We start from the raw sequence: 25,869 nt of genomic DNA, 5'->3' as shown, positions 1-25,869 counted from the left end.
CTCAGCCAGCTCCCACGGCTCGGTACTCGGCATAGTCGCGATGTCGGCATAGGTCGATGCACAGCAGGTCGACGCGGCCGTAGCGGGCGATGGTCTTCGCCAACGTCATCTCGTCGGCGGCCTCGACGAGCTCGTTGGCAAGCTGGGTCGCCAGGGTGTACTTGACCCGGTTGCCGGCCATGGCGGCCTCGGTGCCGAGTGCGATCAGCAGATGGGACTTGCCGGTGCCGGAGTCCCCGATCAGACACAGCGGCTGTCCCTTCTGGACCCATTCGCACTTGGCGAGGGTGTGGATCACGGCGGGATCGATGTTGGGGTTGGCGTCGAAGTCGAAGGCCCGCAGGGACTTCTCGCGGGGGAACTTGGCGGCCTTGATCCGGCGTTCGGACCGGCGTCGGGCGCGATCGTCGCACTCGGCAAGCAATAGTTCGGCGAGGAACCCGCGGTAAGACATCTGCTCACGCCCTGCCCGGTCGGCGTAGTCGGTGAAGGAGTTGCGGATGGTGGGCATTCGCAGCATCCGGCACGCTTGGTCGATCGCGGCGTCGGCTGCTTCTTCGATCATTCCACGGCGCTTGGTGGTCACGGTGCGGCTCCTTCGCTCGGGGTGTCACGTCGGCTGGCCAACAGCTGGTCGTACTTCTCCAGGCTCGGCAGCGGCCGAGTGTCGGCCGGGATGTGGGCGCGGAGCCGGCGCTCGGTCAGCGATCGCACGGCAGGGATCTCGCCTTCTCCGCGTGCCCTGTCGCCGCTCATCAGGGACTGGTGGTCCGCTGTCGTGTCGTCGGCTCCGCCATCTTCTGTGTCGTTGTACTTGCGCGCTTCCAACGCGACAGCGTCCGCGGTGAGCGCGCCTGCACGCAGCGCCGTCGCGAGTCCGGCGACGACGTGGTCGTGTGGAAGGTGCCGGTGCAGCATGAGGACCTCAATGAGGGCACGGGTGCCGTCGGCGTCACCGTGGGCCTTGCAGGCCGCGGCCCACCAGGCGTCGTGAACGGGCGTGAACCGCCCGGATGCCCTGGCCTGCTCCAGCGCTTTCGCACCGGGTAGCGCGCCCGGTTTGCGGAGGAGGACCTCGAGATAGTGGTCCAGGTCGACCCGGGTCGAGCCCTTGGTCATGAGCCGTTCGTGGCGGGCGATCTCGGTCCTGCCGTCGAACACGACCAGGTCGCTGGCGTTCAGGAGCACCCGGGCTTGACGGCCGACCATGCGCGCGGGCACGGAGTACTTGTTCATCCGGACCGTGACCTGGGCGTACCGGTCCACGCGCGGGGTGAACCAGCGGCCGGTCTCGAACGGCTCGGTCGGAAGGGGCGCGAGGAGTGGCTGTTCGGTGGCGAAGTGTTCCCCGACCGTGCGGGCGCGGGACCCGATCCGCCGGGCATCGTCGGCTTCGTCCCAGGCGTCGACCATAGCGTTGAGCTCGTCTAGGGAGTCGACCTCGGGGATAGGGACGAGATGGTTGCGTCGGAACCAGCCGATCTGCCCCTCGACGCCACCCTTCTCGTGCGCACCTTGGATTCCGGGCTGGCAATAGAAGGCTTCGATGCCGTAGTGGGAACGGACGGCGGTCCACCTGTCGGCCTCGACCCGCTGGCGGGAGAACCCGATCACGCTCGTGACGGCGGCCTTGAGGTTGTCGTAGCGGATCTTCCCGGTCGGCACCCCGCCGAGCACGTTGAAGGCGTGGACGTGACCCTCGAAGAAGGCTTCCTGCCCAGCCGAGGCACTGACCCTGTGCACGGCCTTGCCCGAGCAGGAGAGCCGAAGGCTGAACAGCGCGCAGGTTACGAGCTCGCCGCACAGGCGGATGGCGACGTCGCCGAAGTCAACCTCGGCCTCACGGCCCGGGAGGTGCTCTTGTGGGATGAACGCGTTGGCAGGTTCCCGTCCGACCTCGACGCGAATCTCACGGCGTCGGGTGGCGACGTACTCGCGGACCATCCAGTACGACACCACCCCGGCCCCGTCATGTTCGTCAAGCAGTCGATCGAAGATCCGCTTCGCCCTGTGTCGCTGCTTCCGCGGCGCGTCGAGGTCCGAGCGCAGCCAGTCGTCGATCACCACTCGGTACGCGTCAAGCCGTGAGCCGCGTTGGGCGGTTGCTTTCTCTCCTTCGGCCATGCAGATTCCAGCGCCGCTGTCACGGTTCGGAAGCCGACGCCGTGCTTGCGCTGCAGCGCGCGGTTGGACATCCCAGATCGGGCATCCCGTCGGATCGCCGCGTACAGGTCGACCCGGGAACGCGGCTGCGTCATCGGTGGCACTCCTGACGTGAGCACGCCGTGGGCACGACTTTCGGCACCGGGCCACCGCCCGGGAACGGTGACCGCATGCGACCACAGCCCGGAATCACTGGCCCTGCCGAGGTGCCTGGTCATGTGCTGCGCAGGGGTTCGGTGGGCGGTTCTGAGGCGGCCCGGAGTGCGGGGTACGACCGACGACGGAGCCGATGAGCCGCGAGTAGGCCAGGTCGAGTCCCACTGAAGCCCAGGTCAGTACGACGGCCCGGCCTTGCGTGGCGACGAAGACGTTGGTGACGAGCACGCCCAGGATCAGGCCTGTGATGCCGCCGACGACATCAACCTCGGCACCACCTGTCCGCCCCGTGTCCCTGGCGCGACGAAGATCTGCTTGCGCGGTGCCTAATCGGTCTTCCCGCACCACCTCGCGGGCCTCTCAGTGTTCGCTGCTGAAGAACCGTAGCAACAGTGGGCCGATGGTCTGTGGGTCGACGACGTGATCCGGCCCGTCGAGGGTCTCCCGTTGAGCGTGGGGTAGTAGGTCTGCAAGCTCGTCGGCTGCGCGGTCGAAGAAGTCCGAGGGCAGGCCTGCCATGTAGGGGACCGTGATCGGTCCTCCGGTGGTGACCAGGACCGGTTGGGTGACCGTTGCCAGTCGATCGGTCGGCAATTGGTAGCGGTTGTGGAAGACGCTGTCGTGGACCAGCGTGGGCGCGAGGGCGACCGAATCCGCCCAATGCGACGTCTGCTTGCCTGCCGCTTTCCTGGCCGCGATGTTGTCGTCGGAAGCGCCGGACAGGCGCATGAACAGTTCGAGAACCTCCTCGTCTCGCCCGGCGTCGAAGGCGCGTCGGGTGTCCGCGATGTACTCCTCGAATCGCGGGCGTATGTCGTCCCCGACCGCGTAGGGCACCTCCCACACGGCGATCGTGTCGATGGCTGGCCCGGCCGCGGCGGCTTCCAGCGCCAGCGCGCCACCAGAGGACGCCCCGAACAGGTGTGCCGAGCCACCCGCCTCCGCGATCAACGCATCCAGGTCCTCGATCTCTCTTTCCACGGCGTAGGGCTCGGTGAAGCCGCTCGCGCCGCGTCCCCGACGGGCATAGTTGTAGACCGTGAAGTGCTCGGCGAGAGCAGGTACCAAGGGAGCGTTCTCGGCTCCGTCGTCCAGCGCGCCGCCTACCAGGACGACAGCCGGGCCGCTTCCCTTCCGGTCGTAGGCGATGGTGGTGCCATCGTTTGATGTCACGCGAAAGTCCATCTCGTTCATCTCACATCTCCGTTCGAGAGGTTTGTCTCAGCGCCTGAGCAGCGTGCCGACGACGGCCTCGGTGCGCGACCACCGCGCCCTTGCGATCACGGCCGCCACGACGAGACAGGCGAGCGGCAGCCAAGGGCTCTGCTCGAGCACGAACTGATCGGTGATGACAGCACCGGTCAGCAATGCCGCCAACCCGAGACTGGCCAGGCCCGCCAGAGCCGGGATCAGGAGTCCAACCCCTCCCGCGACCTCCAGCGCTCCGACCAGGTACCGGAGCCACTGGCCAGCCCCGATGTCGGCGAACATGTCCACCATGACCGGGTCGCCGGCGAGCTTCGAGATTCCGCCGCCGGCGATTATCGCCGCCAGCACGACTTGCAGAATCCAGACCCCGATGCTGCTCGCCCGCCCGGGCGTGTGCGCAACGGTTTCCGAGTTGTTCTTGGGGATGGTGCTCATTCGGCTCTCCTTGTCGTGTCCGGGCCTGGTACCGGTGATGGCGTTGGCCGAGTGGGCCGGGTTGTCGGAGCTGATTTCGACCAAGTGCTCGCGGTAGCGGCATCTACTTCTTGTTGCGGTAGAGGACCATGGTGATGGGACCGAAGACCGCGACGAGAAGTACGGACGAGACGAGCACCGAGCCGATTTCCCCGGCGGGCACCGAGCCGTCCATCAGGCCGCGTACCACGGTCGCCAGGTGGGTGATCGGGTTGACCTCGACGACCGCCTGCATCCACCCGGGCATCGTCTTCGGGTCCACGAAGATGTTGCTCACGAACGTCAGTGGGAACATCACCATCATGCTGACTCCCGCCACCGAGTTCGGCGTGCGCAGGATCAGGCTGAGCATCGTCCACAGCCACGACAGGCAGAACGAGAACACCAGCAGCAGCGCGACCGACAGCACCACGCCGACGGCGCCACCCTCCGGCCGGAACCCTAGGACCAGTCCGAGCGTGATCACGATCGCCGACCCGATCGAGTAGCGCATCACATCGCCGAGCAGGGCGCCGACCAGCGGCGACGGTCGCCACACCGGAAGTGACCTGAACCTGTCGAACACCCCCTTCTGGATGTCGGTGTTCAGCGTTATGCCGGTGTTCATGGTGATCATGACGTTCGCCTGCACCAGGATGCCCGGCAGCAGGAACTGCAGGTACTCCTGAGTCGACCCGGCGAGCGCGCCACCGAACAGGTAGGTGAACATCAGCGTGAACATGATCGGGAACATGGTCACGTCGACGAGCTGCTCGGGCACGTGTTTGATCTTCAGCAAAGCGCGCCAGCCGAACGTCAGCGAGGTGAGCACCGGGCCGGGGCGCGACGGCCGCTCGCCGGCCAACAGCACACTGCGCAGCGCGTCCTCGGTGACCGGCGCCGACGCCTGTTCCGCGGTCGTGGCATTCATGCGGCATCCTCCTCGGCGGCGTGTCCGGTCAGGGTGAGGAACACCTCGTCCAGGCTCGGCTGACCGAGCGCGAACTCGGTGACGTCGATGCCGCTGCGGGACAGCTCGGCCAGGGCGCGGGCGACCCGCTCGGGGTCGGAGATCCGCGCGGACAGCGCGGCCGGGTCGGCGGACGGCTCGGCCGGCACCTCGAGGACGCCGGCGAGGACCCGTTCGGCCTCGGCCCGCTGCTCGGGCGCACGTAGCCGTACGTGCAGCGAGCCGGCACCGACCGATGCCTTGAGCTCGCCACTCGAGCCCTCGGCGATCACCTTCCCGTGGTCGATCACCGCGATCCGGTCGGCCAGCTGGTCGGCCTCGTCGAGGTACTGCGTGGTCAGCAACACGGTGGCGCCCTCGGCGACCATGCCCCTGACGATCTCCCAGACCTGGTTCCTGCTGCGCGGGTCGAGCCCGGTCGTGGGCTCGTCGAGGAAGATCAGTTCGGGGGTGACGACCAGGCTCGCCGCGATGTCGATGCGCCTGCGCATCCCGCCGGAGTACTTCTTCACCTGCCGGTCGGCCGCCTCGGCAAGACCGAACGCGTCGAGCAGGTCGGCCGCCCGCTCCCTGCCTCGGCGGCGTGAGTAGCCGAGCAACCTGGCGAGCAGCAACAGGTTCTCCACCCCGGTGAGGTCCTCGTCGACCGACGCGAACTGCCCGGTGAGGCCCACCCTGCTCTGCACCGCCCGGGCGTCACGCACGACGTCGTAGCCGAGCACTTGCGCCTCTCCGGCATCGGGGCGCAGGAGCGTGGCCAGCATGCGGATCGTGGTGGTCTTGCCCGCCCCGTTCGGACCGAGCACGCCGTACACGCCTCCGGCGCTCACGGCCAGGTCCACACCGGCGACCGCGTGGGTCTTGCCGAAGCTTTTCTTCAACCCTCTCGTCTCGATCGCGAGCTTTCCCATGGGTTCGAGTCCTTCTCTCGGTGTTGCGAACGGATTGGGCTCGCTAGTCAAGTTTGATTACTTGGCCAAAGTACACAAGGAGGAAGGTCTAGTCAAGGTTGATTAGAAGCGCATATTGAGGGGATCGGGGACCGTTCGCCACGAACCCGGATCATCGGCCATGGTGTAGGCGCCCTCAGACAGTCGTTTGCTCAAGCTCTTCGCCCACTCCAGTTCGGTGCGTGCGTGTCCCGCCCACAGTTCGGCCTGATCGCGGACGTGTTCGGGAATGTCGGGGTTCGGGTTCTCCCGCCACTTGGCCTGCTCTACGAGCTCCGCTTCCAGGCGCGCGACCCGCTCGTTAACGTGCGCGATGGCATCTGTCCTGGTCAGCATGGGCAACATGGCGATGGACGCGTCGAGCATGGTGGGGTCATGGGTGCGCCGCAGACCGTCGCGGACCAGTTCGACTATCTCGTCACGTCCCCGAGCTGTCACGCGGTACAGAACGCGCTCCGGCCCGGAGTTGCCCGGCTCGGCCTGTTCGGTGAGGAGGCCATCAGCCGCCGCCTTCTTCAGCGCGTGATAAATCGAGCCGGGCTTGATCTTGGCCCAAATCTCCGCACGCCAGCTCTGCAGTTCGGACCGCACCTGGTATCCATGCGCGCCGCCGGAGAGGTGCACGATACCGAGCACCAGGAGCTTCGTCGCCGACATGCGCCCCCTCCGCTCAATCTGCTCGGACTCGCTCCGCTTGCGCGCCCGCCAGGGTGGTGTCAACTCCCACCAATACTAGGGTGCCCTCCTGGTCCGGGTGGTGTCAGCACTGACCTACAAACGGTGCTGGTGGAGACCTCCAAAGCCACGCGGCCACGTGGTAGACCGCCAGAGCCATCGCCACGCTCGAAGTGGCTTCCTCCCCCAGTTCTCCGCCTGGTTCATCGCCTGGTTCATCGCTGGGTTCGGGTGCGGTGCCTGTGCGCATCTCTCCCAGGGCGTCCATGAGGACCGGCACGAAATCGAGCACGTCCTCCAGCACATCTGCCAGGACCGCACGATCCAGGTCTTCCACATGAGCCACCAGTACGCGCACACCGTCATCCCTGTGATCGGCGGCCAGCTGGTAGACGGCCGCGGTCGCATCACTGGAGAACTGTCCGGGAGGTCCGGGCAGCAGCGACAGCACCAACCCGACCAATCTCGCGGCGGCCACCCGGTCGCCGTCCAGTACCCGGTCAGCCAGGGCCTCCTGACAAGCGCGGCACCCGTCCATCACCGCGCCGACCAGCTGCCCGACGGCGTCCATGCGCACCAACCCCGGCCGTCCGAACGCGCTGGCGTCGATCGGCGGCACAACGGGGCCGCGATGCTGGTGCAGCGTCCCGGCGGCGGCGCTGGCATGGCCACCCCCGGTGCGTTCCCGAGCCTTGCTGGCGCGCTGCTTGCGGCCGTGATTCCTGACCATCGCTCTGCTCCTTCGACACGCACGACCCCATGACCCGCGCGCAGGACTCAGAGCCTGACGACGGAAACGTACGCCCTGGGCACACTCCCGGAGGGCGTCGCGTTGATGAGCACAGTCCACCCCAGTTCAGCGCCGGGGTGCGGTCACCTCTGCCATATCCCTGCCGGTCATGGGCCGCGCAGGAGGCTTGGGCCGAAGCGACGACGGCCCGTCCTCACTGTAGCCACCACAGCTGCGGGGCGAAAGCCCGCGCCGCGTGGCTCACCCGCCAGAGCCAGCGGGCGTTGGGCAGAGGAACAGCCCCCACCCCTTTACTGCCTCTGGACATGGTGCGGCAGTGGGCCGGGGACGAAGTGGCCACCATGTTCGAGAGCTTCGAGAACAACACCGACTTCATCGACATCGAGCCGCTACGCGCCAGGTTCCCGGCCGTGCGCTGGCACAGCTACGCCGACTGGGCCAAGACGGTGGACTGGGAGCGAGTCCTGGCGAGCTAACTTCAAGTCCGCTGCCCGCGTGGCGAATGGCGAACAGGGCGGGCACGGCGAATATTGATCGTCATGCGCGTCGACTTTGATCCTGCGGAAATGGGCGGGCCGGCTTTCTACAGGTTCCTGACCTCGGTCGTCGTCCCGCGCCCGATCGCGTGGATCTCCACCGTCACGCCGGACGGAACCGTCGAGAATCTCGCCCCGCACTCGTTCTTCAGCATCGCCAGCACCGATCCGCCGATCGTGCAGTTCACCTCGATCGGCCGCAAGGATTCCCTGCGCAACGTGGAGGACACCGGAGAGTTCGTCGTCAACTTCTCCGCCGAACCGCTCCTCCAACTGATCAACGCCACCGCGACGGATTTCCCGCGGGCCGTCAGCGAATTCGACTTCGCGGGAATCGAACGCGAAACCAGCCGTCATGTCCGGCCGCCCAGGGTGGCGGCCTCGCCCGTGGTCATGGAGTGCCGTTCGCACACGACCCTGCACATGGGCAACTCCACCCTGGTCTTCGGCCGGGTGTTCCTCGCGTCAGTGCACGAGGACTACATCGTCGACGGCCGGCCTGACGCCCAGCGGCTGCGCCCGCTGACCAAGCTCGGCGGCGACGAGTGGGGGACGCTGGGCACGATCCTGCATTTGAGCCGCATACCTTACGAAGAACCGGCGATGTGACGCGGCTGTTTCATGGTTCTCGTCTGGGTAGGGGCCGTAAGGTCTGACGGTTCTCATGAGGAGGAGACATGCCTCGCGGATCGAGCCCGAAGCGGGAACGGCAATACGAGCACATCAAGGACAGCGCCAAGAAGCGGGGAGAAAGCACCAAGCGCGCGACCGAAATCGCCGCCCGTACCGTGAACAAGGAGCGGGCCAGGGCCGGTGAGTCCCGGACCGCGAGCCGTACATCCACCAAGGACATCTCGTCGAGCCGCCGGGGCGGACTGCGCTCCCATTCCGGCGCGGGTGGCCGTACCAGGGATCAGCTGTACGCCGAAGCCAAGAGCCGCAACATCAAGGGCCGCTCGAAGATGAGCAAGGCGCAGCTGGAAAAGGCCCTCGGCTGACCGGGTCGTACGGACGGCCGGGACCCGCGCGACCGGGGGGTCGCCTGTGGCATAAGAGGCGAAATTATAGAATATACGTCCGTATAATCGCGTGATGACCATCGTCGCAAGCCGCTACCGGCTCCTGGCACCGCTCGGTCAGGGTGGCATGGGCACGGTCTGGCGGGCCGTGGACGAGCTGCTCCGGCAGGAGGTCGCCGTCAAGGAGGTGCGCCTGCCGCCGGAGCTCGACCACGCGGCCCGAGCCGAGCTCACCGAGCGCACGCTGCGCGAGGCCCGGGCGGCGGCGCGGCTGCGCTCGCACCCCTCGATCGTCACCGTGCACGACGTGGTCATGGACGGAGGGCGGCCATGGATCGTGATGGAGCTGATCCACGGCCGCTCCCTCGATCAGATCGTGCGTACGGACGGCCCGCTGTCGCCGCGCCAGACCGCCTGGGTGGGCCGCCACGTGCTCGACGCGCTCGGTGCCGCGCACGCGATGGGCGTGCTGCACCGTGACGTCAAGCCCGGCAACGTGCTGCTGACCGACGACGGCCGCGTACTGCTGACCGACTTCGGCATCGCCACGGTCGCCGGGGACGCCGCGCTCACCCAGACCGGCCTGCTCACCGGCTCGCCCGGCTACATCGCCCCAGAACGATTACGCGGCGAGGACGACGGCCCCGCCGCCGACTTGTGGTCACTCGGCGCCACGCTCTACACGGCGGTGGAGGGCAGCCCTGGGTTCTCCGGCCCCAACGCGGCCGCGGTCATGGCCGCCGTGCTGCTGCGCGATCCCGCCCCCGCCAGGTTGGCGGGTCCGCTCGCGCCCCTGCTCGCGGCCTTGCTGGAGAAGGATCCCCAGCGCCGGTGTACGGCCGAGCAGGCGGCCCACCGGCTGCACGACATCGCCCAAGGCGACACCCCCACCACGATCCCCGCACACCGCGAACCCCCCGTCAAGCGCCGCCGTACCCTCGTCGTGGCGGGCGCGCTGGCGCTGGCGGTGTGCGGCACGGCCGCCACGGCGATCTGGCTCAACCTGCCGCCCGCGACTCCGAACGCGAACGCCGATCCGTCACCGAAATCCCCGAAGTCCGCGAAGTCCGCGAAGCCGTCCCCGACGAAGAGCGTCGTGAAGCTGTTCGGCCGGGTGCCCGACGCCTGCAAGCTCCTGACCAACGTGCGGGCGCGCACGCTGCTCGGGGGCACGGCGCGACGCCAGGTCCTGTCCACCTCGCAGTGCCAGTGGCAGGGCGCCGGCAACGCCAGCGTGATGGTGACGACGTACCGTACCCCGACCGTCAAGAGTTGCGGGCTCAACCTCGATGGCATGGTCACCCGCGGGAAGGACGAGCGCGCGCGCCACCCCGACACCAAGCTGCGCTCGGCGCGGGTCGTCGGCGACAGGACGGCCGCGTACACCCGCCGCGACCCGGATGTGGCCGCGGGCTTCCACAACACGCAGGTGTCGTTCTGCCTGGCCAACCTGCTGGCGTACGTCAACTACGTGGGCCCTCGGCCCGGCTATGGGACCGCCGACCAGGCGGCCAAGCACGTCGCCGCGGCGCTGAAGGCCCGCCGCTAGGTACCGGTCGCGTTAAGGGACCCGGCCGACGCCGCCCAGGATGCCGCCCTTCTCCAAACCGGGGACGATGAACGGGTCGTCGTTGCGCCAGTCCTGCACCGGCACGACGCCGGGTTCGAGCAGCTCCAGCCCGTCGAAATAGGTGCGCACCATGTCGCGGTCGCGCCAGTGCAGCGCGCCGGAGGTCGTCCGCCGGTAGACGTCCTCGGTTTCGATCCGCCGGTCGAGGGTGCTCTGGCCCCGCTCCACGTACGCGTGGGAGATGATCAGGTGGCTCCCCGACACCAGCGGCTCGCGCAGCGCCTGGACGATGCCGGCCACCTCGTCGTCGCCACTGAAGAAGTGGAACAGCGCGACGGCCAGGACCGCCACCGGCCGGCTGAAGTCGAGATGCTGGGCGGCGGCGGCCAGGATCCCCTTGGGGTCGTGCGCGTCGCCGTCGATGATCACCGTGTCGGGGTTGTCGGCCAGCAGCGCGCGGGCGTGGACCAGCACGATCGGGTCGTTGTCCGAGTAGACGACCTTGGCGTCGGGGATGATCCGGTGCGCGACCTGATGCACGTTGTCCTGAGTGGGCAGGCCGGTGCCGATGTCGAGGAACTGCCGGACACCGGCCCTGGCCACCGTCTCCACGGCGCGGATCAGGAAACCACGGTTCGCCCTGGCCATCTCCCGTACGTCCGCGCCGCCCTGGCGGCTCAGTTCGAGGACCCGCTCGGCCGCCTCACGGTCAGCCGGGAAGTTGTCCTTCCCGCCGAGGTAATAGTCATACATTCGGGCGACGGTCGGGACGGTCGGATCCATCTTCCCCGTAGGCCGCTCAGGCTCGGTCACGCTACACCCTTCGTCATCTATGACGGCATCTTAGGGGGAATCTGCGGATATGTGATCAGGACGAGCCAGGTGCCCGGTATTGACGACGGCCTACCGGCGGCACACCCGGGCGTCTCGAATGTCGGCCGGGAGTACGGGCTTGCCGTCCACCGGAGGCGTGGGACCGTCCGGCTCCGGCTGGATGCCACCGGCGGCGATGCGGTCGAGGACGGCGAGCCCGGCGGCGTCCACCGTACCGAAGATCGTGTAGTTGGGCGCCAGCCCGGAATCACCGTAGACCAGGAAGAACTGGCTGCCGTTCGTGTTCGGGCCGGCGTTGGCCATGGCCAGCACCCCGCGCGCGTACGTCTTGCGCACCCCGGTCGAATCGCCCGGCCACGGCGGCAGATCCGTGGGCAGCTCGTCCTTGTACTTGTAGCCCGGCCCGCCCTCACCGGTGAAACTGGGGTCGCCGCACTGCAACACCTTCAGCCGGTCGTACGCGGTGAGCCGGTGGCACGACGTGGCGTCGTAGAACCGGTGCTGGATCAGGTGCACGAAGCTCTGCACCGTGCACGGCGCCTTGGCCGGGTCGAGGGCGAGCCCGATGTCGCCGTGGTTGGTCCGGAGCACCGCGGAGACCGGACGCGTGGGCGTGCGGCGCGGGTCCGGCGGCAGCGGTACGTCCCGCACGGCCGGGTCATCGGGAGTCTCGGTGTACTGGCACGGCCCCTTGGTCGTTCGCGGCGGCCTGTCCAAGGTCGCCGCCGAGGCCGGCAGCGCGGCGATCGCGATCAGCGAGCCGGTCGTGACCGCGGATAACGCGGCGCGGGCCGCGACTCGTACCAATGCTCTGCCGGGCATCCTGTCCTCCACTGCGTGATGATCGCTGGGTTTCCTGAGGTCTAATCGATCTGACCAGCGCAGTCAAGGGATTCTCACCTTGGAGGGCATGATGGTCGCACCGGGCCTGGCCTCGCCGCGCCGGAGAAGGCATCTCGGGCGGGACACGACGCGGAGCGGATGCCCGGCCGGGCGGGCATCCGCGGCGGAAGAAGAAGGTCAGCGGGTCTTGGTGGTCACCGTGCTGGGATCCGGCGCCTTGATCGACACCTTGCTGCCCCACCCGGTGTAGCGGCTGTCGACGGTGACCATGTTGCTGTCCCCGTCCTCAGTCACCGTGTACGAGCTCCGCGCCCCGCTCACCAGGCCTGTCGAGGCCAGGGTGAGCGTGTAGGAGATCTTGATGCCTTCGTGCTGCTTGTCGATCCCCGCGGCGGCGATCCAGGCCGAGACCGCCTTGAGCTCCTTCACCGTGATCGAGCCGGTGATGGAGTTGCCCTTCGACTTCCCATTCTTGATCAACGCGGCCAGGGTCTTGGGCTCGGCCGGGTTGAGGAACTGCGCCCAGGAATCGGGAATGGCGCCGCCCGGGCCCTTGTACCAGGTCTTACCGTCAGGGAGCACCCTGGCGACGTCCCCGCCCGAGTAGTAACCGGTCTTGCCGATGGAGATGACCCGCTCCTTCTCGTCGCCGGAGGTCATCGAGATGTCGAAGGCGGCGATGCCCTTCTTGCCGAACTGGAAGACGCCCTTGCTGTCCCGGGCCCCCTCCTCGTCGGTGCCGTCCGACCAGGTGACGGTGTCGGTGAACCGTACGCCGTGCCCGGCCACCAGCGTTGCCTTCAGCGCGCTGACGGGGTCCTTGGGGGCCGCCTGCGCGGGCACGGCGGCCACCATCAGCGCGCCACAGGCCGCCACTAATGTGATCATCTTTTTCATGAGATGTGATCATGCCGGAGGCGGATCACAACCCGGGATCACGATCGGTTTGGCCGACAATCGTTATCCGGACGATGCGGGCCCTGTGGACGCGGCTGATGATCACACGGGCATCGCGGGACCTGCGGACGCGACCGGTGATCACATCGGCGTCGCAGGACCTGCGGACGCGACCGGTGATCACATCGGCGTCGCGGTCATTTCCGGACGTGGGCGGCCGGTCATCGGCGCGACCGTTCCGGCGGCCGGCGTGATCGTCTCGTGGCCGGCCTGCCGCAGCAGTTCCGCCAGCTCGGTCCGGGAGGTGATGCCCAGCTTGGGAAAGGCGCGGTAGAGGTGGAACCCGACGGTCCGCGGGCTGAGGAAGAGCTGGGTGGCGATCTCCCGGTTGGACGACCCCCGCGCGGCCAGGAACACCACGTGCCGTTCCTGCGGCGTCAGCCCGCGCAGTGCTTCCGGCAGCGGCTCCGCGGGGCTGGCCTCCCCCGACGCGCTCAGCTCGGCCGCGGCGCGCTCCGCCCAGGGGGCCGCGCCCAGCTGCTCGAACGCGGCACGCGCGGCCCGCAGGTGAGAGCGGGCTTCGGACCTGCGCCGGATACGGCGCAGCCACTGCCCGTAGGCGAGCTCGGTCCTGGCCCGCTGGAAGGTGGTCAGGGACGGGCCGTGCAGGTCGAGCGCGCCGAGGAAGAGCGGCTCCGCCTCGCCGTCCGGCGCGGCCAGCGCCCGGCACCGCAGCGCCACCGCGCCCACCCAGCGCTGGCGCGTGTCCCCCGCCCACCGCTCCAGCAGGGCGAGCGGCTCGACGGTGGCGCCGGGCAGGTCGGCCTGAACGGCCGCGTCCACCAGGTCGGCCGCGCAGTAGACCGCGATCACCGGGTGGTGCGCGGGGCCCGAGACCACGCGCTCGAGGTACGCCGCGGCGACGCCCGCCCGGCCCAGCCCGAGCTCCAGCAGGCCGAGCGCCCAGGTGGCCAGCGCCGCGCTGGCCGGCGCGTCGTGGTCGGCGCAGTAGTCCAGGCTCGATTCGGCGTAGGCCCGGCAGCGCTTCTCATCGCCGTTCAACGCGGCGATCAGCGCGACCAGGCCGCTCAGGTGCCCGACTCGGTGGGTCTGGCCGAGGTCGCCGGCGAGCTTCAGCCCCTCGGTGGCCAGCCGGAGCGCTTCGGCGCCGCGGCCGCTCAGCAGGAGGGCTTGGGCGTGGAGTTGCAGGGCGTACGGCAGGAGTCCCATCAGGTCCTGATGGCGACAGTCGGTCACCAAGGTGGAGGTCAGGCGCAGCGCCGAGCCGGCGTCGGCGGCCATCAGGCTCAAAGAGGTGGCGGTGATGGCTTGCTGGGTCGCCAGGGCGGGCGTGTGCTCGACCAGCTCGCCGATGGCGGCGAAGCCGCTGAACGGGTCACCGGCCATGATCTTCGCCAGCGTGGGCAGCGACCGGGCCAGCGGAGCGGACCAGGTGGGCTGGGCTCCTGACCGCACGACCTGCGAAGAGGCCGGTGAAGAGGCCGGTGAAGAGGCTTGCGAGGACGCTGGTGACGAAGCTTGCGGAGGAGCTGGTGACGAAGCCTGCGAGGACGCTGGTGAAGAGACTCGCGAAGGATCTGGTGAAGAAGCTCGCGAAGCCGACGGCGCCGACCAGACGGCGGCGGCGATCTCGGCCGCGAGCCCCTCGTCGCCGCTGTAGCCGAACAGGCGGATCGCGTCGGCGATCATGACGATGGCCATGGCGTGGTCGTCGTCGCCGATCCTGGCCGCCGAATCCAGCAGCATCCGCGCGGCCTTGGTCGGCGAGCCGATCTCGGACTCCACGGTGGCCAGCACGCGGGCGGCCGAGGCCAGCGTCGAGGGTTCGGCGCTCAGCGTGGTCGCGCACGTCGCCAGGTCCGCCGCGCGGCGCAGCTGACCGGCGTCGCACGCGGCGAGCGCGGCGGCGGCGTAGCGCCGGGCGCGCGGCTCGGGATCGCTGGTCAGCTCGGCCGCCCGCTCCAGCGCCGACGACGTCCCGACGGCCGCCAGCTCACGCGCGATCTCCTCATCCGGCCCCAGCGCCGCGGCGGCGAGATGCCAGATTCGCCGCTCGGGCGATGCTTCGGCCAGAGCCCGGTGCGCGGCGATGCGGGCCGCGACGGGCGCGGGCTGATATGCGGCGACCAGGATCAGCAGGTGGCGCGGGGTGAGCTTGTCCGGCCGCACCTCCACCAGCCCGGCGGTCTCGGCGGGCTCCAGATCAGCCGGGGTCGCTCCGGTGGCGGCGAGTAGTTCGGGCAGCGAGGCCGCGGGGTCGGTGGCGGCCAGCAGGAGGAGGAAGCGAGTGCGCTCAGGCAGGGCCCGTAAGCTCGCGCCGTACAGCTGATCGGCCCGCCGTGACCGCCCGGGCCAGCCGGTGTGCAGTCCCAGCGGCGACAGCCTGCCCTCGACCTGCGCGGGGCTGATCCCCGCGGCCAGCTCGCGCAGGGCCAGCGGATTGCCGCGAGCGTCCTCGACGATCCGCTCGCGTACCTGCGGGACGATGCCCGGCCGGCATTCGGCGACGATGTCCATCGCCGCCTGCCGGTCGACACCGGGCAGGTCCAGCTCGTCGATTCCCTGGAGAGCGGGCACCTCGCCCTCGGCGGCCACCAGGATCACCACGCGCGCGGCGGCGAGGCGGCGGACGCAGAAGGACAGCACCGCCAGGCTCTCCCGGTCCAGCCAGTGCGCGTCGTCGATCAGGCAGAGCACCGGCTGCTTGCCCGCGAGGTGGCGCAGGAGGTCCCAGACAGGCAGGTAGGGCGAGCCGCCCGACAGCGGCTCGCCCAGGCGGTCGAGGACGTCGCGCTGCTGGGCGGGCAGGTGTTTCCAGCGCGGGCGGGTGGTCGCCAGCAGCATGTGCAGGCCGCCGTACGGGAGGTGCGACTCCTCCGGTGTGCCGGAGGCGCGCAGCACGATTTGATCACTCGCGAGCTCGGCCGCGAAGGCGAGCAACGCGCTCTTGCCCGCCCCGGCTTCCCCGCGCACCATCAGGGCGCCGCTCTCACCAGCGAGAAGTCGCGTGATTCCGCTCTGCTCCGCGATGCGCCCGTGCAGCACCAGGCGAGAGTACCGGACTCGGAGTTGATCTCATACCTAACCGGGAACATTCCGACACCCTCGAACCAGGTCATCCGTACAGATGTGGGACGGATAGCCGGCGGCTACGGTCGCCGCCGGAGGTCGGCATGAGGAATCGTTGGGCCACTCGTCTTTGCTCGGCACTGACAGTGACCACCCTTGTCATCAGCATGGCAGGTCAGGGAGCCCACGCGGCTTCCAAGGAGCCGACGCTCCCCGAGCAGCGTCTGGGCTCGGCGGCGAACCGCGCGCACCAGGTGGCGGCGGAGGCGACCCGGGCGCGGACCGAGCTGCCGGAGAAGAAGGCCGCCAAGCTGCCCAAGGGGGTCGTGCCCCGGGAGGCCCAGCAGCCGCCCAAGCTGGTCTCCCAGCTGTCGAACACAACGCAGCGGGTGGGCAAGGCGACCGGCAAGCCGGGCAATGGGGAAGTGCACGGGTTCGACGCCAAGCAGAGCCGGGTGGCGCCCAAGCTGGGCGACGCGACGTCGAAGGTCTTCCAGAACCCCGATCAGACCTACACCGTGCGTACGTACTCCAGGCCCGTGAGGTATCGGACGGCCACCGGGGAGTGGGCCGACATCGACCTCAACCTGACCGGCGCCGACGGACGCTGGCGGCCAAGGGCCAACGACGTCGGAGCCGAGGTGGCCGACGACGCCGCCGACCCCAGGCTCCAGTCGCTCACCTTGGACAACGAGCACAGCCTGTCCTTCGCCCTCCAAGGGGCAAAGAGCACCAAAGCCAATATTTCGGGAAATATCGCGAAGTACGGTGAGGTGCTGCCGGGGACGGACCTCCAGGTCGAGGCCGCCTGGAACGGGATCAAGGAGTCGCTCGTCCTGACCTCGCGCCAGGCCGCGACGGGCCCCTGGGACTTCCCCTTCCAGGCCAAGGGCCTGACGCCGCGAAGCGCGCCGCAGGGCGTGGAGTTCGTCGACGAGCAGGGCGCCGTCCGCGTCACCGTCCCCGCCGGATTCATGAGCGACGCCAAGGGCGCCCGCTCCGACGCGGTCCACTACACCCTCGTCGGCGACGTCCTGCGGGTCAGCGCCGACCAGAAGTGGCTGCACGCCAAGGACCGCGCGTTCCCGGTGGTCATCGACCCCTCCTCCTACGTACGCACCACCAGCGGCGCCTCCTCCGACACCTACGTCGACAACCACTCCGGCGCCAATCACTCCGGCAGCGACCAGCTCCTGGTCGGCTCCCAGGACGGCACCAAGCGCAACAACGCCTACATCAACTTCAACCTCGCCTCGCAGATCCCCCACGCCTATGTGACCGGCGCCGCGCTCTTCCTCTACAACACCCTGTCGAACTCCTGCGCGGCCAACCCCGTCACGGTGAAGCAGATCACCAGCAGCTGGAACGTCGGCACGATCTCCTCCTATCCCGGCGTGAGTCTCGGCGGCACCTGGGGGTCGGCCAGCTTCAGCGGCGGCGTCACCTGCGGCGGCGCCGGCTGGGCGTGGATCGGGATCAACAGCGCGGGCCTGTCCGCCCTGTCGGACTGGTCCAACGGCGCGGGCAACAACGGCCTGGCGCTGACCGCCGACAGCTTCAAGGAGTTCGCCAGCGCCAACTCGGCCAACCCGCCGTACTTGCAGGTGGACTACAGCCCGTGGCGAGCGCTGTACGCGATCGACTCCGGTGCCACGATCGACCCGCCGGTGACGGCCAGCAGCTTCGGCAGGCTGCCCGTCACGGTGATCAACAACGGGATGAACTCCTGGTCCCCCGGCTCGGTGAAGCTGGGCTACAAGGTGTACACCCTCGGCGGCAGCTTCGTGGGCAGCTCCACCGCCGCCGCCACTCTGCCCGCCACGATCGGCAACAACGGCTCGGCGAAGGTGAGCGCCACGATCGACCCGCTCAACCCGGGCTCGTACCAGGTCTGCTGGGACATGGTGGCCAACGGGCAGTTCTTCTCCGACTGGGGCGTACCCGTCTGGTGCGTGAGCCTGTCCGTGGTCAACGTGCCGCCCCAGATCGACTCGATGTGGCCGGGCACTGGCTACGTGGAGTCCACGCTGATGCCGGAGTTCACGGTCACCGGCCATGACCAGGACGAGTGGCCAGGCGGAGAGCTGAACTTCATCTTCAACATCTGCCTGGTCTCCGCCCCCAGCACGTGCCCGGCGACCGGCCTGGTCACGGGCGACTCCAACACCGGTGAACAGAGCGCGAACTGGACGGTGCCGCAGGGCAAGCTCAAATGGGGCGAGCAGTACATGTGGCAGGCCCTGGTCACCGACGGCAAGACCTCCAGCCCGGCCTCCGGATGGAGCACCTTCCGCACGGTCGTACCGCAGCCCCTGGTCTCCTCACACGTCTCCGACAGCGCGGGCACGGCCGCCGTCAAGGGCATCGACCCGCTGACCGGTCAGTACGCGGCCACCACCACGGACGCGAGCCTCACCACCGCCGGTCCCGCACTGGCGATCACCCGCTCGTACAGCAGCCTGAACTCCCGCTCGGGGCTGTTCGGCGTGGGCTGGACCACCGCCTACGACATGAAGATCGTCACCGACAGCGACCTGACGGGCAACGTCGTGGTCACCTACCCGGACGGGCGACAGGCGCGCTTCGGCCGCAACTCCGACGGCACGTTCGCGCCGCCCGAGGGCCGGTCGGTGAGCTTGGTGAAGGCCGACACGGCGTGGTTCCTGCGTGACAAGTCCGGCGGCGCGTACGTGTTCGACGCGAAAGGCCGGTTGACCGGGATCTACGACGACGACCAGCACGGCGAGTTCCTCACCTACAACGGCGACGGCACCCTCGCCAAGGTCGTGAACAAGGTCAGCGGCCGCGGCCTCTACTTCACCTGGAACAGCGGGGTGGTGACCTCGGTCGCCACCGACCCCGCCCAGGGAGCGCCCGCGTGGACGTACGGCTACGGTTACGGCCTGCTCGCCCAGGTCTGCCCGCCGGGCACGACGACGGCCTGCACGAAGTACACCTACAAAATGGTGTCCCACCACCGCACGGCCGTCGTGGACGCCGCCCCCGCGATGTACTACCGGCTCCACCAGAGCACGACCAACGAGACCCAGATGTTCGTCGGCCAGGACGACGCGCAGGCGGTCAACCTGACCTACGGCGCGGCGGGCGCCCCGGCCGGGACCACGGACGGCTCGGCGACGTTCAACGGCACGAGCTCCTACGTGCGCATGCCGTACAGCGTCACCGACGACACCACCTACGCGGCGGTCGGGATGTGGTTCAAGACCACCAAGGCCGGCGTGCTGTACGGCGCGCAGATGAACACGCTGGAGGACTCCCGGGGCCCGCTCCCGTGGGGCTTCCTGCCGATGCTCTACGTCGGGACCGACGGGAAGCTGCACGGCCAGATGGCCGACGACGGCAGCTGCGGTTCGATGACGTCGACGGCGGCGGTGAGCGACGGGGCCTGGCACCATGTGGTGCTGACCGCGAGCGGCACCTGGCAGGGCATGTACCTGGACGGGGCGATCGTGGGCAGCCGCTTCAACCAGGTCAAGGCGACCCATCTGCCGAACGCCAGCATCGGGGCGGGCTACGTGAACACCTCGGGCTGGTGCCCGGCCGCGCCCACGGACACGCGCGGCCACTTCACCGGCCAGATCGACGACCCCGCCTTCTACACCCACCCGCTCGGCCCCACGTCGGTCGCCGCCCAGTACGCGGCCGGGCAGTACACGGGCGCGCTGGAGACGGTCAAGCTGCCGTCGGGCAAGCTGCAGGCCACCCTCGCCTACGACACCCAGAACGACCGCGTCGCCTCGATGACCGACGCCAACGGCGGGCAGTGGCGGGTCTACCCCGCCCAGACGCAGGCCAGCACGGAGTACTACCCGAACGCGGTCCTGAGCGGCCGGCCGCGCGAGTACTACCGCCTCGCCGAGTTCTCCGGCACCCAGGCGGCCAGCGCGGCCTACGGCGACGGGCGCGACACCGGCGCGACCTACCACAACGTCACCCTGAACCAGAGCGCACCCATCGTCCTGGCCACCGGCGGCGACACGGCCGCCGGGTTCAACGGCTCCAGCTCCTACCTGGAGCTGCCCGAGGGCGAGATCAAGGGCGGCGGCGACCTGTCGGCGGAGCTGTGGTTCAAGACCGCCAAGCCCGGCGTCCTGCTCGCCTACCAGGCCCAGGCCATCACCGACCCGGCCGGGCCACAGGCGAACTACACGCCCGCGCTGTACGTCGGGACGGACGGCAAGCTGCGCGGCCAGTTCTGGGACGGCGCCGCGGTCGCGCCCATCACCACGAGCGCGAGCGTGACCGACTCGAGCTGGCACCACGCCGTCCTGACGGCCTCCGACAGCACCCAGTGGCTCTGGCTGGACGGTGCCGTGGTCGGGACCAGGTCCAAGGGCCCGGTGTCCACGATCGCGCAGAACCATGTCTACGTCGGCGCCGGTTTCATCGCGGGCAACTGGCCCGCCAAGCCCTCGGACACCCTGGGCCACTTCAACGGCACCATCGACGAGGTGGCGATCTACTGGAACAGCCTGCACACCGACGCGATCCAGGCGCACTACAAGGACGTCGCGACGTTCGGCATCCCGGCCACCACCGTGCTCGCCGCCGACCCGCGCGGCAAGGCGATGGTCTACAGCTATGACCCTCAGAACGGCGGCCGGCCGACCTCGCTGTACGACGCCTCGGGCGGCACCACGCGCTACGGCTACGACCTCAACGGCAACCTGGCCACGGTGAGCGACCCGGACGGGCACACCACGCAGCTGTACAACGACGACCGCGGCAACCCGGTCATGAAGGTGACCTGCCGCGGCCCGCGCTCCTGCCAGACCTCCTACTTCACCTATTACCTGGACGCCGGCGACCCGCTGAACCCCCGCAACGACAAGCTCACCGGCGCGTACGACGCCCGGGCCAGCGCCGGGAACGACGCGGCGCACCGCACCAGCTACACCTACGACATCTCGGGCGACCTGCTCAGCGTCACCACGCCTCCCGCGGCCGGATCCACCAACGGCGGCACCACCACGTACGCCTACACCGATGGCGACGAGGCCGCCACCGACGGCGGCACCGTCCCGGACGGCCTGCTCGCCTCCACGACCACCCCCGGCGGCAAGACCACCCGCTACGGCTACCGTCAGAACGGCGATCTCGCCCAGGTGGTGGACGCCGCGGGGCTCACCACGAAGTACGACTACGACAGCGTCGGCCGCCCCATCTCCGAGACGAAGGTCTCCGACACCTTCCCGAACGGCGTCAGCACCTCCATGGGCTACGACGCGCTCAACCACCTCACCGCCACCGTCGGCCCCGCGACCACGGACGTGATCAACGGCGTCAAGCATCTCCCGTGGGTCATCTACACCTACGACGTCGACGGCAACGTCACCAAGGCCGAGCGGACGGACCCCACCGGCAAGGACGTCACCCGCACCACGGACTACACCTACGACGCGGCCGCCCGCGTCTCGTCCGTCAAGGACTCCGCGGGCAACACCACGACCTACGGCTATGACGTCTACGGCAACCTCACCAGCACCGTGGACGCGACCGGCGCCGACTTCCGGCACACCTACGGGCCGACCGGTCTGCCGCTGACCACGAGCCTGGCCAACTGGGTGGGCAACCCGCTGGACAACGACGCCCCCAAGGAACTGGTCCTCGAATCCCGCGCCTACGACCCGGCCGGACGCCTGGCCACGGTCACCGACGCCATGGGCCGGACCACCCGCTACCGCTACTACGACGACAACCTGCTCGAATCGGTCTGGGCCGAGGGCTTCCACAACGCCGACGGAACCACCCGGGACATCCCGCTCCAGCAGAACACCTACGACAGCGCGGGCAACCTCATCAAGCGGGTCACCGGCAACGGCAAGAGCACCACCGCCTACACCGTGGACGCCGCCAACCGGGTCACCGAGGCGCTGCTGGACCCCTCCGGCATCAAGCGCAGGACCACGTACGGCTACGACGCCGACGGCGGCGTGGTCTCCCTGGTCCAGGCGCAGGACAGCGGCTACACGTGGACCGCGTTCGACCTCGACGCGCTGGGCCGGCCCCTGTCCCAGAAGGTCTGGGACGGCGACGAATGGCTCACCACGTCCTGGACCAGGGACCAGCGGGGCCTTCCGAAGACGATGACCGACCCCCGTGGCGCGGTGACCGACTACACCTACGACGAGGCGGGCCGGCTCACCACGACCAAGGCGCCGACGGTGGCCATCGAGCACGGGGGCGGCACGCCGTACAACGTCAGGCCGATGACGCGGGCCGGCTACAACAGCTTCGGCGACGTCGTGACGAGCGAGGACGCCGAGGGCTACCGGACCACGGTCACCTACGACGGCATGAGCCGGCCGCGTGTCCTCACCCTGCCCTCCTACCGGCAGCTCGGCGCCGGTGCCACGGTGACGGCGAGCTCCACCACGACGTACGACGCGCTGGGCCGCGTGACGCGCGTCGAGGACGCGCTCGGTCACGGCGACACCCACACCTACGACCAGCTGGGCAATCTGGTCGCCACCACCGACGCGGCGGGCAACCAGTCGCGCTCGGGCTTCGACGTGGCCGGGGAATGGCTCTGGACACGGGACCAGGCGGGCCGGGTGACCGGGGCGACGTACGACGACCTCGGCCGCCGGGTCTCCAGCACCGTCGTCGACCGCACACCGGCCTCGGCCGGGTACACCACCGCCTACGAGTACGACGACGCGGGGAACCTGACCTACGTCACCACGCCGTCGGGCGCGCGCAGCCAGTACGGCTACAACGCGGCGGGCGAGGTCGTGGTCGACGTCAACCCGCTGACCCAGGGCCACTGGTACACCCGCGACCACGCCGGCCGGGCCACCAAGGTCGCCAACCCGGACGGCACCAGCAGCACGCTCACGTTCGACGGCGCCGGCCGGGCGACCGGGACGGCGGATTTCGACGCGGCGGGCAAGCAGCTGCGGTCGATGACGGTCGGCTACGACGACGGGAGCAACCCGGTCACCGTCAACAGGCCTGGCGGCGGGGTCACCACCTACGACTACGACGCGCTGAACCGGCTGACCGGCCAGCACGAGAAGTCCACGCCGACGCACACCATCTCCACGACCTTCGGCTACGACGCGGTCGGCAACCGCACCCGCTTCACCGACGGCAACGGCAACGCGACCTCGTACGCCTTCAACCCGTGGAACCTCCAGGTGGCGATGTTCGTCCCGCCGACCACGGCCTACACCACGCCCGCCGAACGCCAGACGATCACCGACTACGACGCGGCCGCTCGTCCCTTCCAGATCACCAAGCCGGGCGGGGTCACCATCGCCCGCACCTTCGACACGCAGAACCGGCTCACCGCGGAGACCGGCGCGGGCGCCGAGACCGCCACGACCGCCCACAGCTTCGGCTACGACACCGTGGGCCGGCTGACCTCGGCCGGGGGCAACACCTTCGGCTACGACGATCGCGATCATCTCGTCAGCACGGCGGGGCCGTCCGGCACGGCGTCCTTCACCTACGACGCCGACGGCCGCATGAAGACCCGCACCGACAAGGCGGGCACGGCCGCCTACGACTACGACGCGGGCAGCCGCCTCACCACGGTCCGCGACCCGCTGACCGGCGGCACCTCGATCTACTCCTACGACACGATGGACCAGCTCAAGGGCGTGGACTACGGCGGCGCCAAGCGCTCCTTCGACTACGACGCGCTGCACCGGCCCACCTCCGACACGCTCAAGACCACCGCGGGCGCGGCGCTGGCCGGCATCGCCTACGGCTACGACGACGCCGACCGGCTCACCACCAAGACCACGACCGGTACGGCGGGCGCCGCCGCCAACACCTACGGCTACGACCTGGCGGGCCGGCTGACCTCGTGGAACTCGGTCGCCTACGAGTACGACGACGCGGGCAACCGCACCAAGGCGGGCACGGCCGCCTCCGTCTACGACGCGCGCAACCAGCTGGTCTCCGACGGATCGGCCGGCTACGCCTACTCGGCGCGCGGCACCCTGAAGTCCAGGACGCCGAACGGCGGGAGCGCGAGCGCGACGAGCTACGACGCGTTCGACCGGATGATCACCGACGGTGCCACGAGCTACGCCTATGACGGGCTGGACCGGCTCGCGTCCACCGCGGGCCGCACGTTCAGCTACTCCGGCCTGGGCAACACCCCGGCCGCGGCGGGTGCCGAGCTCTACGGCAGGGATCCGTCGGGCGACCTCGTCTCCGTCGCGGGGCTGTACGCCTACACCGACCGGCACGGCGACCTGACCGCCACCTTCACCGGCGCGGGTGTGCTGACCGATTCGGCGGCCTACGACCCGTACGGAAAGGTCGTCGCGAACTCGGGCACCAAGCGGGACGTGGGCTACCAGGGCGGCTGGACCGACCCGGCCACCGGCAAGGTCAACATGGCCGCCCGCTGGTACGACCCCGGAACCGGCGCGTTCCCCAGCCGGGACACGCTCGACGTGAATCCCATGCCGTCGGCGAAGGGCAACCGCTTCACCTACGCGGACGGCGACCCCGTCAACCAGGTGGACCCGACCGGTCACTTCGGCTGCCCCGCCTTCGTGTGCGGCACCGCCAAGCAGGCGATCAAGGTCGTCTATCGGGACATCGCCAGGCCGGCCTGGAACGCGGCCGACTACGTCCTCACCGGTGGCGGCGAGTTCGGCGCGGCCGCGCGCGGCTCACGCTTCTGCGGTCCGGCCTGGCTCTATTGCCTCGCGGCGGCCGGCGTCACCGCCGGCGCGGCCTACTACGCGGCGAAGTGGTGGAATAACAACTGGTGGAAGGGCTGGCCGGACGGCAGCGGGCCGTACATCCAGTACCCGGACGGCGGCGGCTCCCCCGGCAAGGGCAAGACCCGCGGCACGCCCGACGGCACGCCCGGCGACGGCGATCCCGGCGCCTCGCCCGGCAAGGGCCCGAACGGCCCGCCCAAGGCGGATCCGCCGCCGCCTCCGCCGCCCACGCCCCAGGAGCTGGCCGACATCGCGGCGAAGACGCGCGCGGCCAGGCCCGGCCCGATCGACCACGACCGGCTGCCCGGTCCGGCGGGCACCTCGCTCGCCGACGCGCTCGACAAGGGACTCAACCACCGGGTCGACAACGCCATCGACAAGATCCTGGACAAGGTCGGCGTGGCCTTCACGCCGATCGAGGCCAGGGCCGGCGACGGGCAGCCCAACGGCGGCCTCGACTCAGCTCCGCACGTCGTCGGCCAGTGCTCGGGTGTGTTCGGCGCGGACGCGATGCAGGACTGCCGCGTCGATCCTGGCCCGGGCGTCCCGCCGGACCCGACGGTGCAGCTGGCCCCCTGCCGTGGCGTGACGGGCGCCGGCGCCGCCTGCTCCTCCTCCTCCGAGGCGGCGGCCCTGGCGAGCGAAGGCGCCGGCTTCGGCAACGACTTCCTGACGCTGAACCGCCGCCCCAGCGAGAGGCCGAAGTGGAGCGAGAGGCTCCCGATGAACATGGACACGGTCCAGCGGGTGGCCCAGGACTGGGACATCCGGATCGACGACCTGACCATCAAGATCGACAAGGTGAAGGACGGGCTGGCCGGCGTGACCTTCCCCAACCAGATGGTCCTGCTGCGGCGAGCCGCTTTCCGCAGCGAGGAACTGCTGGCCCGCACCCTCGCCCACGAGCGCTTCCACGTGGAGGACATACGCGGGGGCGGCGTCTTCCCGAAGACGCTGGAAGAGGCGAGACCATGGGAAGACCGGGCCTACGCCTTCGAGGACGACTGGTGGGACAACCATCCACGTAACCAGTAGAGGGACCATA

The 25,869-nt window shown here is 69.4% G+C and carries 16 protein-coding genes and 1 pseudogene; 5 read left to right on the top strand and 12 right to left on the bottom strand.

All coding sequences use genetic code 11. The annotated features are described in order from the left end of the window. Nucleotide 1: 1 nt before the first annotated feature. The 8 genes and pseudogenes from AB0B61_RS32960 to AB0B61_RS32925 form a co-directional block, all read right to left on the bottom strand. Nucleotides 2-586, bottom strand: coding sequence for an ATP-binding protein (locus tag AB0B61_RS32960; protein WP_358440179.1), 585 nt, complete (start codon nt 584-586; stop codon nt 2-4). Beyond that, a pseudogene (gene istA, locus AB0B61_RS32955) lies at nt 583-2,258 on the bottom strand (IS21 family transposase). Before istA ends, AB0B61_RS32960 begins: the two are co-directional and overlap by 4 nt. A 421-nt stretch (nt 2,259-2,679) precedes the next feature. Continuing rightward, nucleotides 2,680-3,513, bottom strand: a complete 834-nt coding sequence (locus AB0B61_RS32950) for an alpha/beta fold hydrolase (protein ID WP_358440176.1) — start codon at nt 3,511-3,513, stop codon at nt 2,680-2,682. Nucleotides 3,514-3,540: 27 nt separating this feature from the next. Then, nucleotides 3,541-3,963, bottom strand: a complete 423-nt coding sequence (locus tag AB0B61_RS32945; RefSeq protein ID WP_106247755.1) for a DoxX family protein — start codon at nt 3,961-3,963, stop codon at nt 3,541-3,543. A gap of 103 nt (nt 3,964-4,066) precedes the next feature. Next, nucleotides 4,067-4,912, bottom strand: a complete 846-nt coding sequence (locus AB0B61_RS32940) for an ABC transporter permease (RefSeq protein WP_358440174.1) — start codon at nt 4,910-4,912, stop codon at nt 4,067-4,069. Further along, on the bottom strand, nt 4,909-5,862 hold the full coding sequence (locus AB0B61_RS32935) for an ATP-binding cassette domain-containing protein (protein ID WP_326631457.1): 954 nt from the start codon (nt 5,860-5,862) through the stop codon (nt 4,909-4,911). Before AB0B61_RS32935 ends, AB0B61_RS32940 begins: the two co-directional genes overlap by 4 nt. Before the next feature lie 102 nt (nt 5,863-5,964). Next, nucleotides 5,965-6,558: a PadR family transcriptional regulator gene (locus AB0B61_RS32930; protein WP_358440170.1), complete on the bottom strand. Its 594-nt coding sequence runs from the start codon at nt 6,556-6,558 to the stop codon at nt 5,965-5,967. 103 nt (nt 6,559-6,661) lie between these two features. Further along, complete coding sequence (locus AB0B61_RS32925; RefSeq protein ID WP_358440168.1) at nt 6,662-7,306, bottom strand: hypothetical protein; 645 nt, start codon at nt 7,304-7,306, stop codon at nt 6,662-6,664. A gap of 326 nt (nt 7,307-7,632) precedes the next feature. Between AB0B61_RS32925 and AB0B61_RS32920 the strand changes: the two genes are divergently transcribed. The 4 genes from AB0B61_RS32920 to AB0B61_RS32905 all read left to right on the top strand — a co-directional run bounded on the left by AB0B61_RS32920 (nt 7,633) and on the right by AB0B61_RS32905 (nt 10,431). Further along, the gene (locus tag AB0B61_RS32920; protein ID WP_358440165.1) at nt 7,633-7,803 is read left to right on the top strand and encodes a hypothetical protein; all 171 of its coding nucleotides are present in this window, start codon (nt 7,633-7,635) and stop codon (nt 7,801-7,803) included. Between the two features lie 63 nt (nt 7,804-7,866). Then, entirely contained in the window at nt 7,867-8,472 is a 606-nt protein-coding gene (locus AB0B61_RS32915; RefSeq protein ID WP_358440162.1) for a flavin reductase family protein, read from the top strand. A gap of 68 nt (nt 8,473-8,540) precedes the next feature. Then, complete coding sequence (locus AB0B61_RS32910; protein ID WP_358440160.1) at nt 8,541-8,861, top strand: plasmid stabilization protein; 321 nt, start codon at nt 8,541-8,543, stop codon at nt 8,859-8,861. Between the two features lie 94 nt (nt 8,862-8,955). Beyond that, entirely contained in the window at nt 8,956-10,431 is a 1,476-nt protein-coding gene (locus tag AB0B61_RS32905; protein ID WP_358440158.1) for a serine/threonine-protein kinase, read from the top strand. Between the two features lie 12 nt (nt 10,432-10,443). Here AB0B61_RS32905 and AB0B61_RS32900 read toward each other — a convergent pair whose 3' ends face one another. The 4 genes from AB0B61_RS32900 to AB0B61_RS32885 form a co-directional block, all read right to left on the bottom strand. Then, nucleotides 10,444-11,235 (bottom strand): SAM-dependent methyltransferase, encoded by a 792-nt coding sequence (locus tag AB0B61_RS32900; RefSeq protein WP_358440513.1) that lies wholly within the window; start codon nt 11,233-11,235, stop codon nt 10,444-10,446. 120 nt (nt 11,236-11,355) lie between these two features. After that, nucleotides 11,356-12,120, bottom strand: a complete 765-nt coding sequence (locus AB0B61_RS32895) for a peptidylprolyl isomerase (RefSeq protein WP_358440156.1) — start codon at nt 12,118-12,120, stop codon at nt 11,356-11,358. Nucleotides 12,121-12,306: 186 nt separating this feature from the next. Next, nucleotides 12,307-13,017, bottom strand: coding sequence for a hypothetical protein (locus AB0B61_RS32890; protein WP_358440154.1), 711 nt, complete (start codon nt 13,015-13,017; stop codon nt 12,307-12,309). Between the two features lie 189 nt (nt 13,018-13,206). After that, nucleotides 13,207-16,092 (bottom strand): LuxR family transcriptional regulator, encoded by a 2,886-nt coding sequence (locus AB0B61_RS32885; protein ID WP_358440151.1) that lies wholly within the window; start codon nt 16,090-16,092, stop codon nt 13,207-13,209. Nucleotides 16,093-16,283: 191 nt separating this feature from the next. Here AB0B61_RS32885 and AB0B61_RS32880 point away from each other — a divergent pair, with 191 nt between their 5' ends. Further along, entirely contained in the window at nt 16,284-25,859 is a 9,576-nt protein-coding gene (locus tag AB0B61_RS32880; protein ID WP_358440148.1) for a LamG-like jellyroll fold domain-containing protein, read from the top strand. The last annotated feature ends 10 nt before the right edge of the window (nt 25,860-25,869 follow it).

The organism is Nonomuraea sp. NPDC049158 (genome assembly GCF_040648335.1).
In the GTDB taxonomy this organism is placed as follows: Bacteria; Actinomycetota; Actinomycetes; order Streptosporangiales; family Streptosporangiaceae; genus Nonomuraea.
Note: the sequence above shows the minus strand (reverse complement) of the source record. Positions and strands in the feature narration are given on the sequence as shown.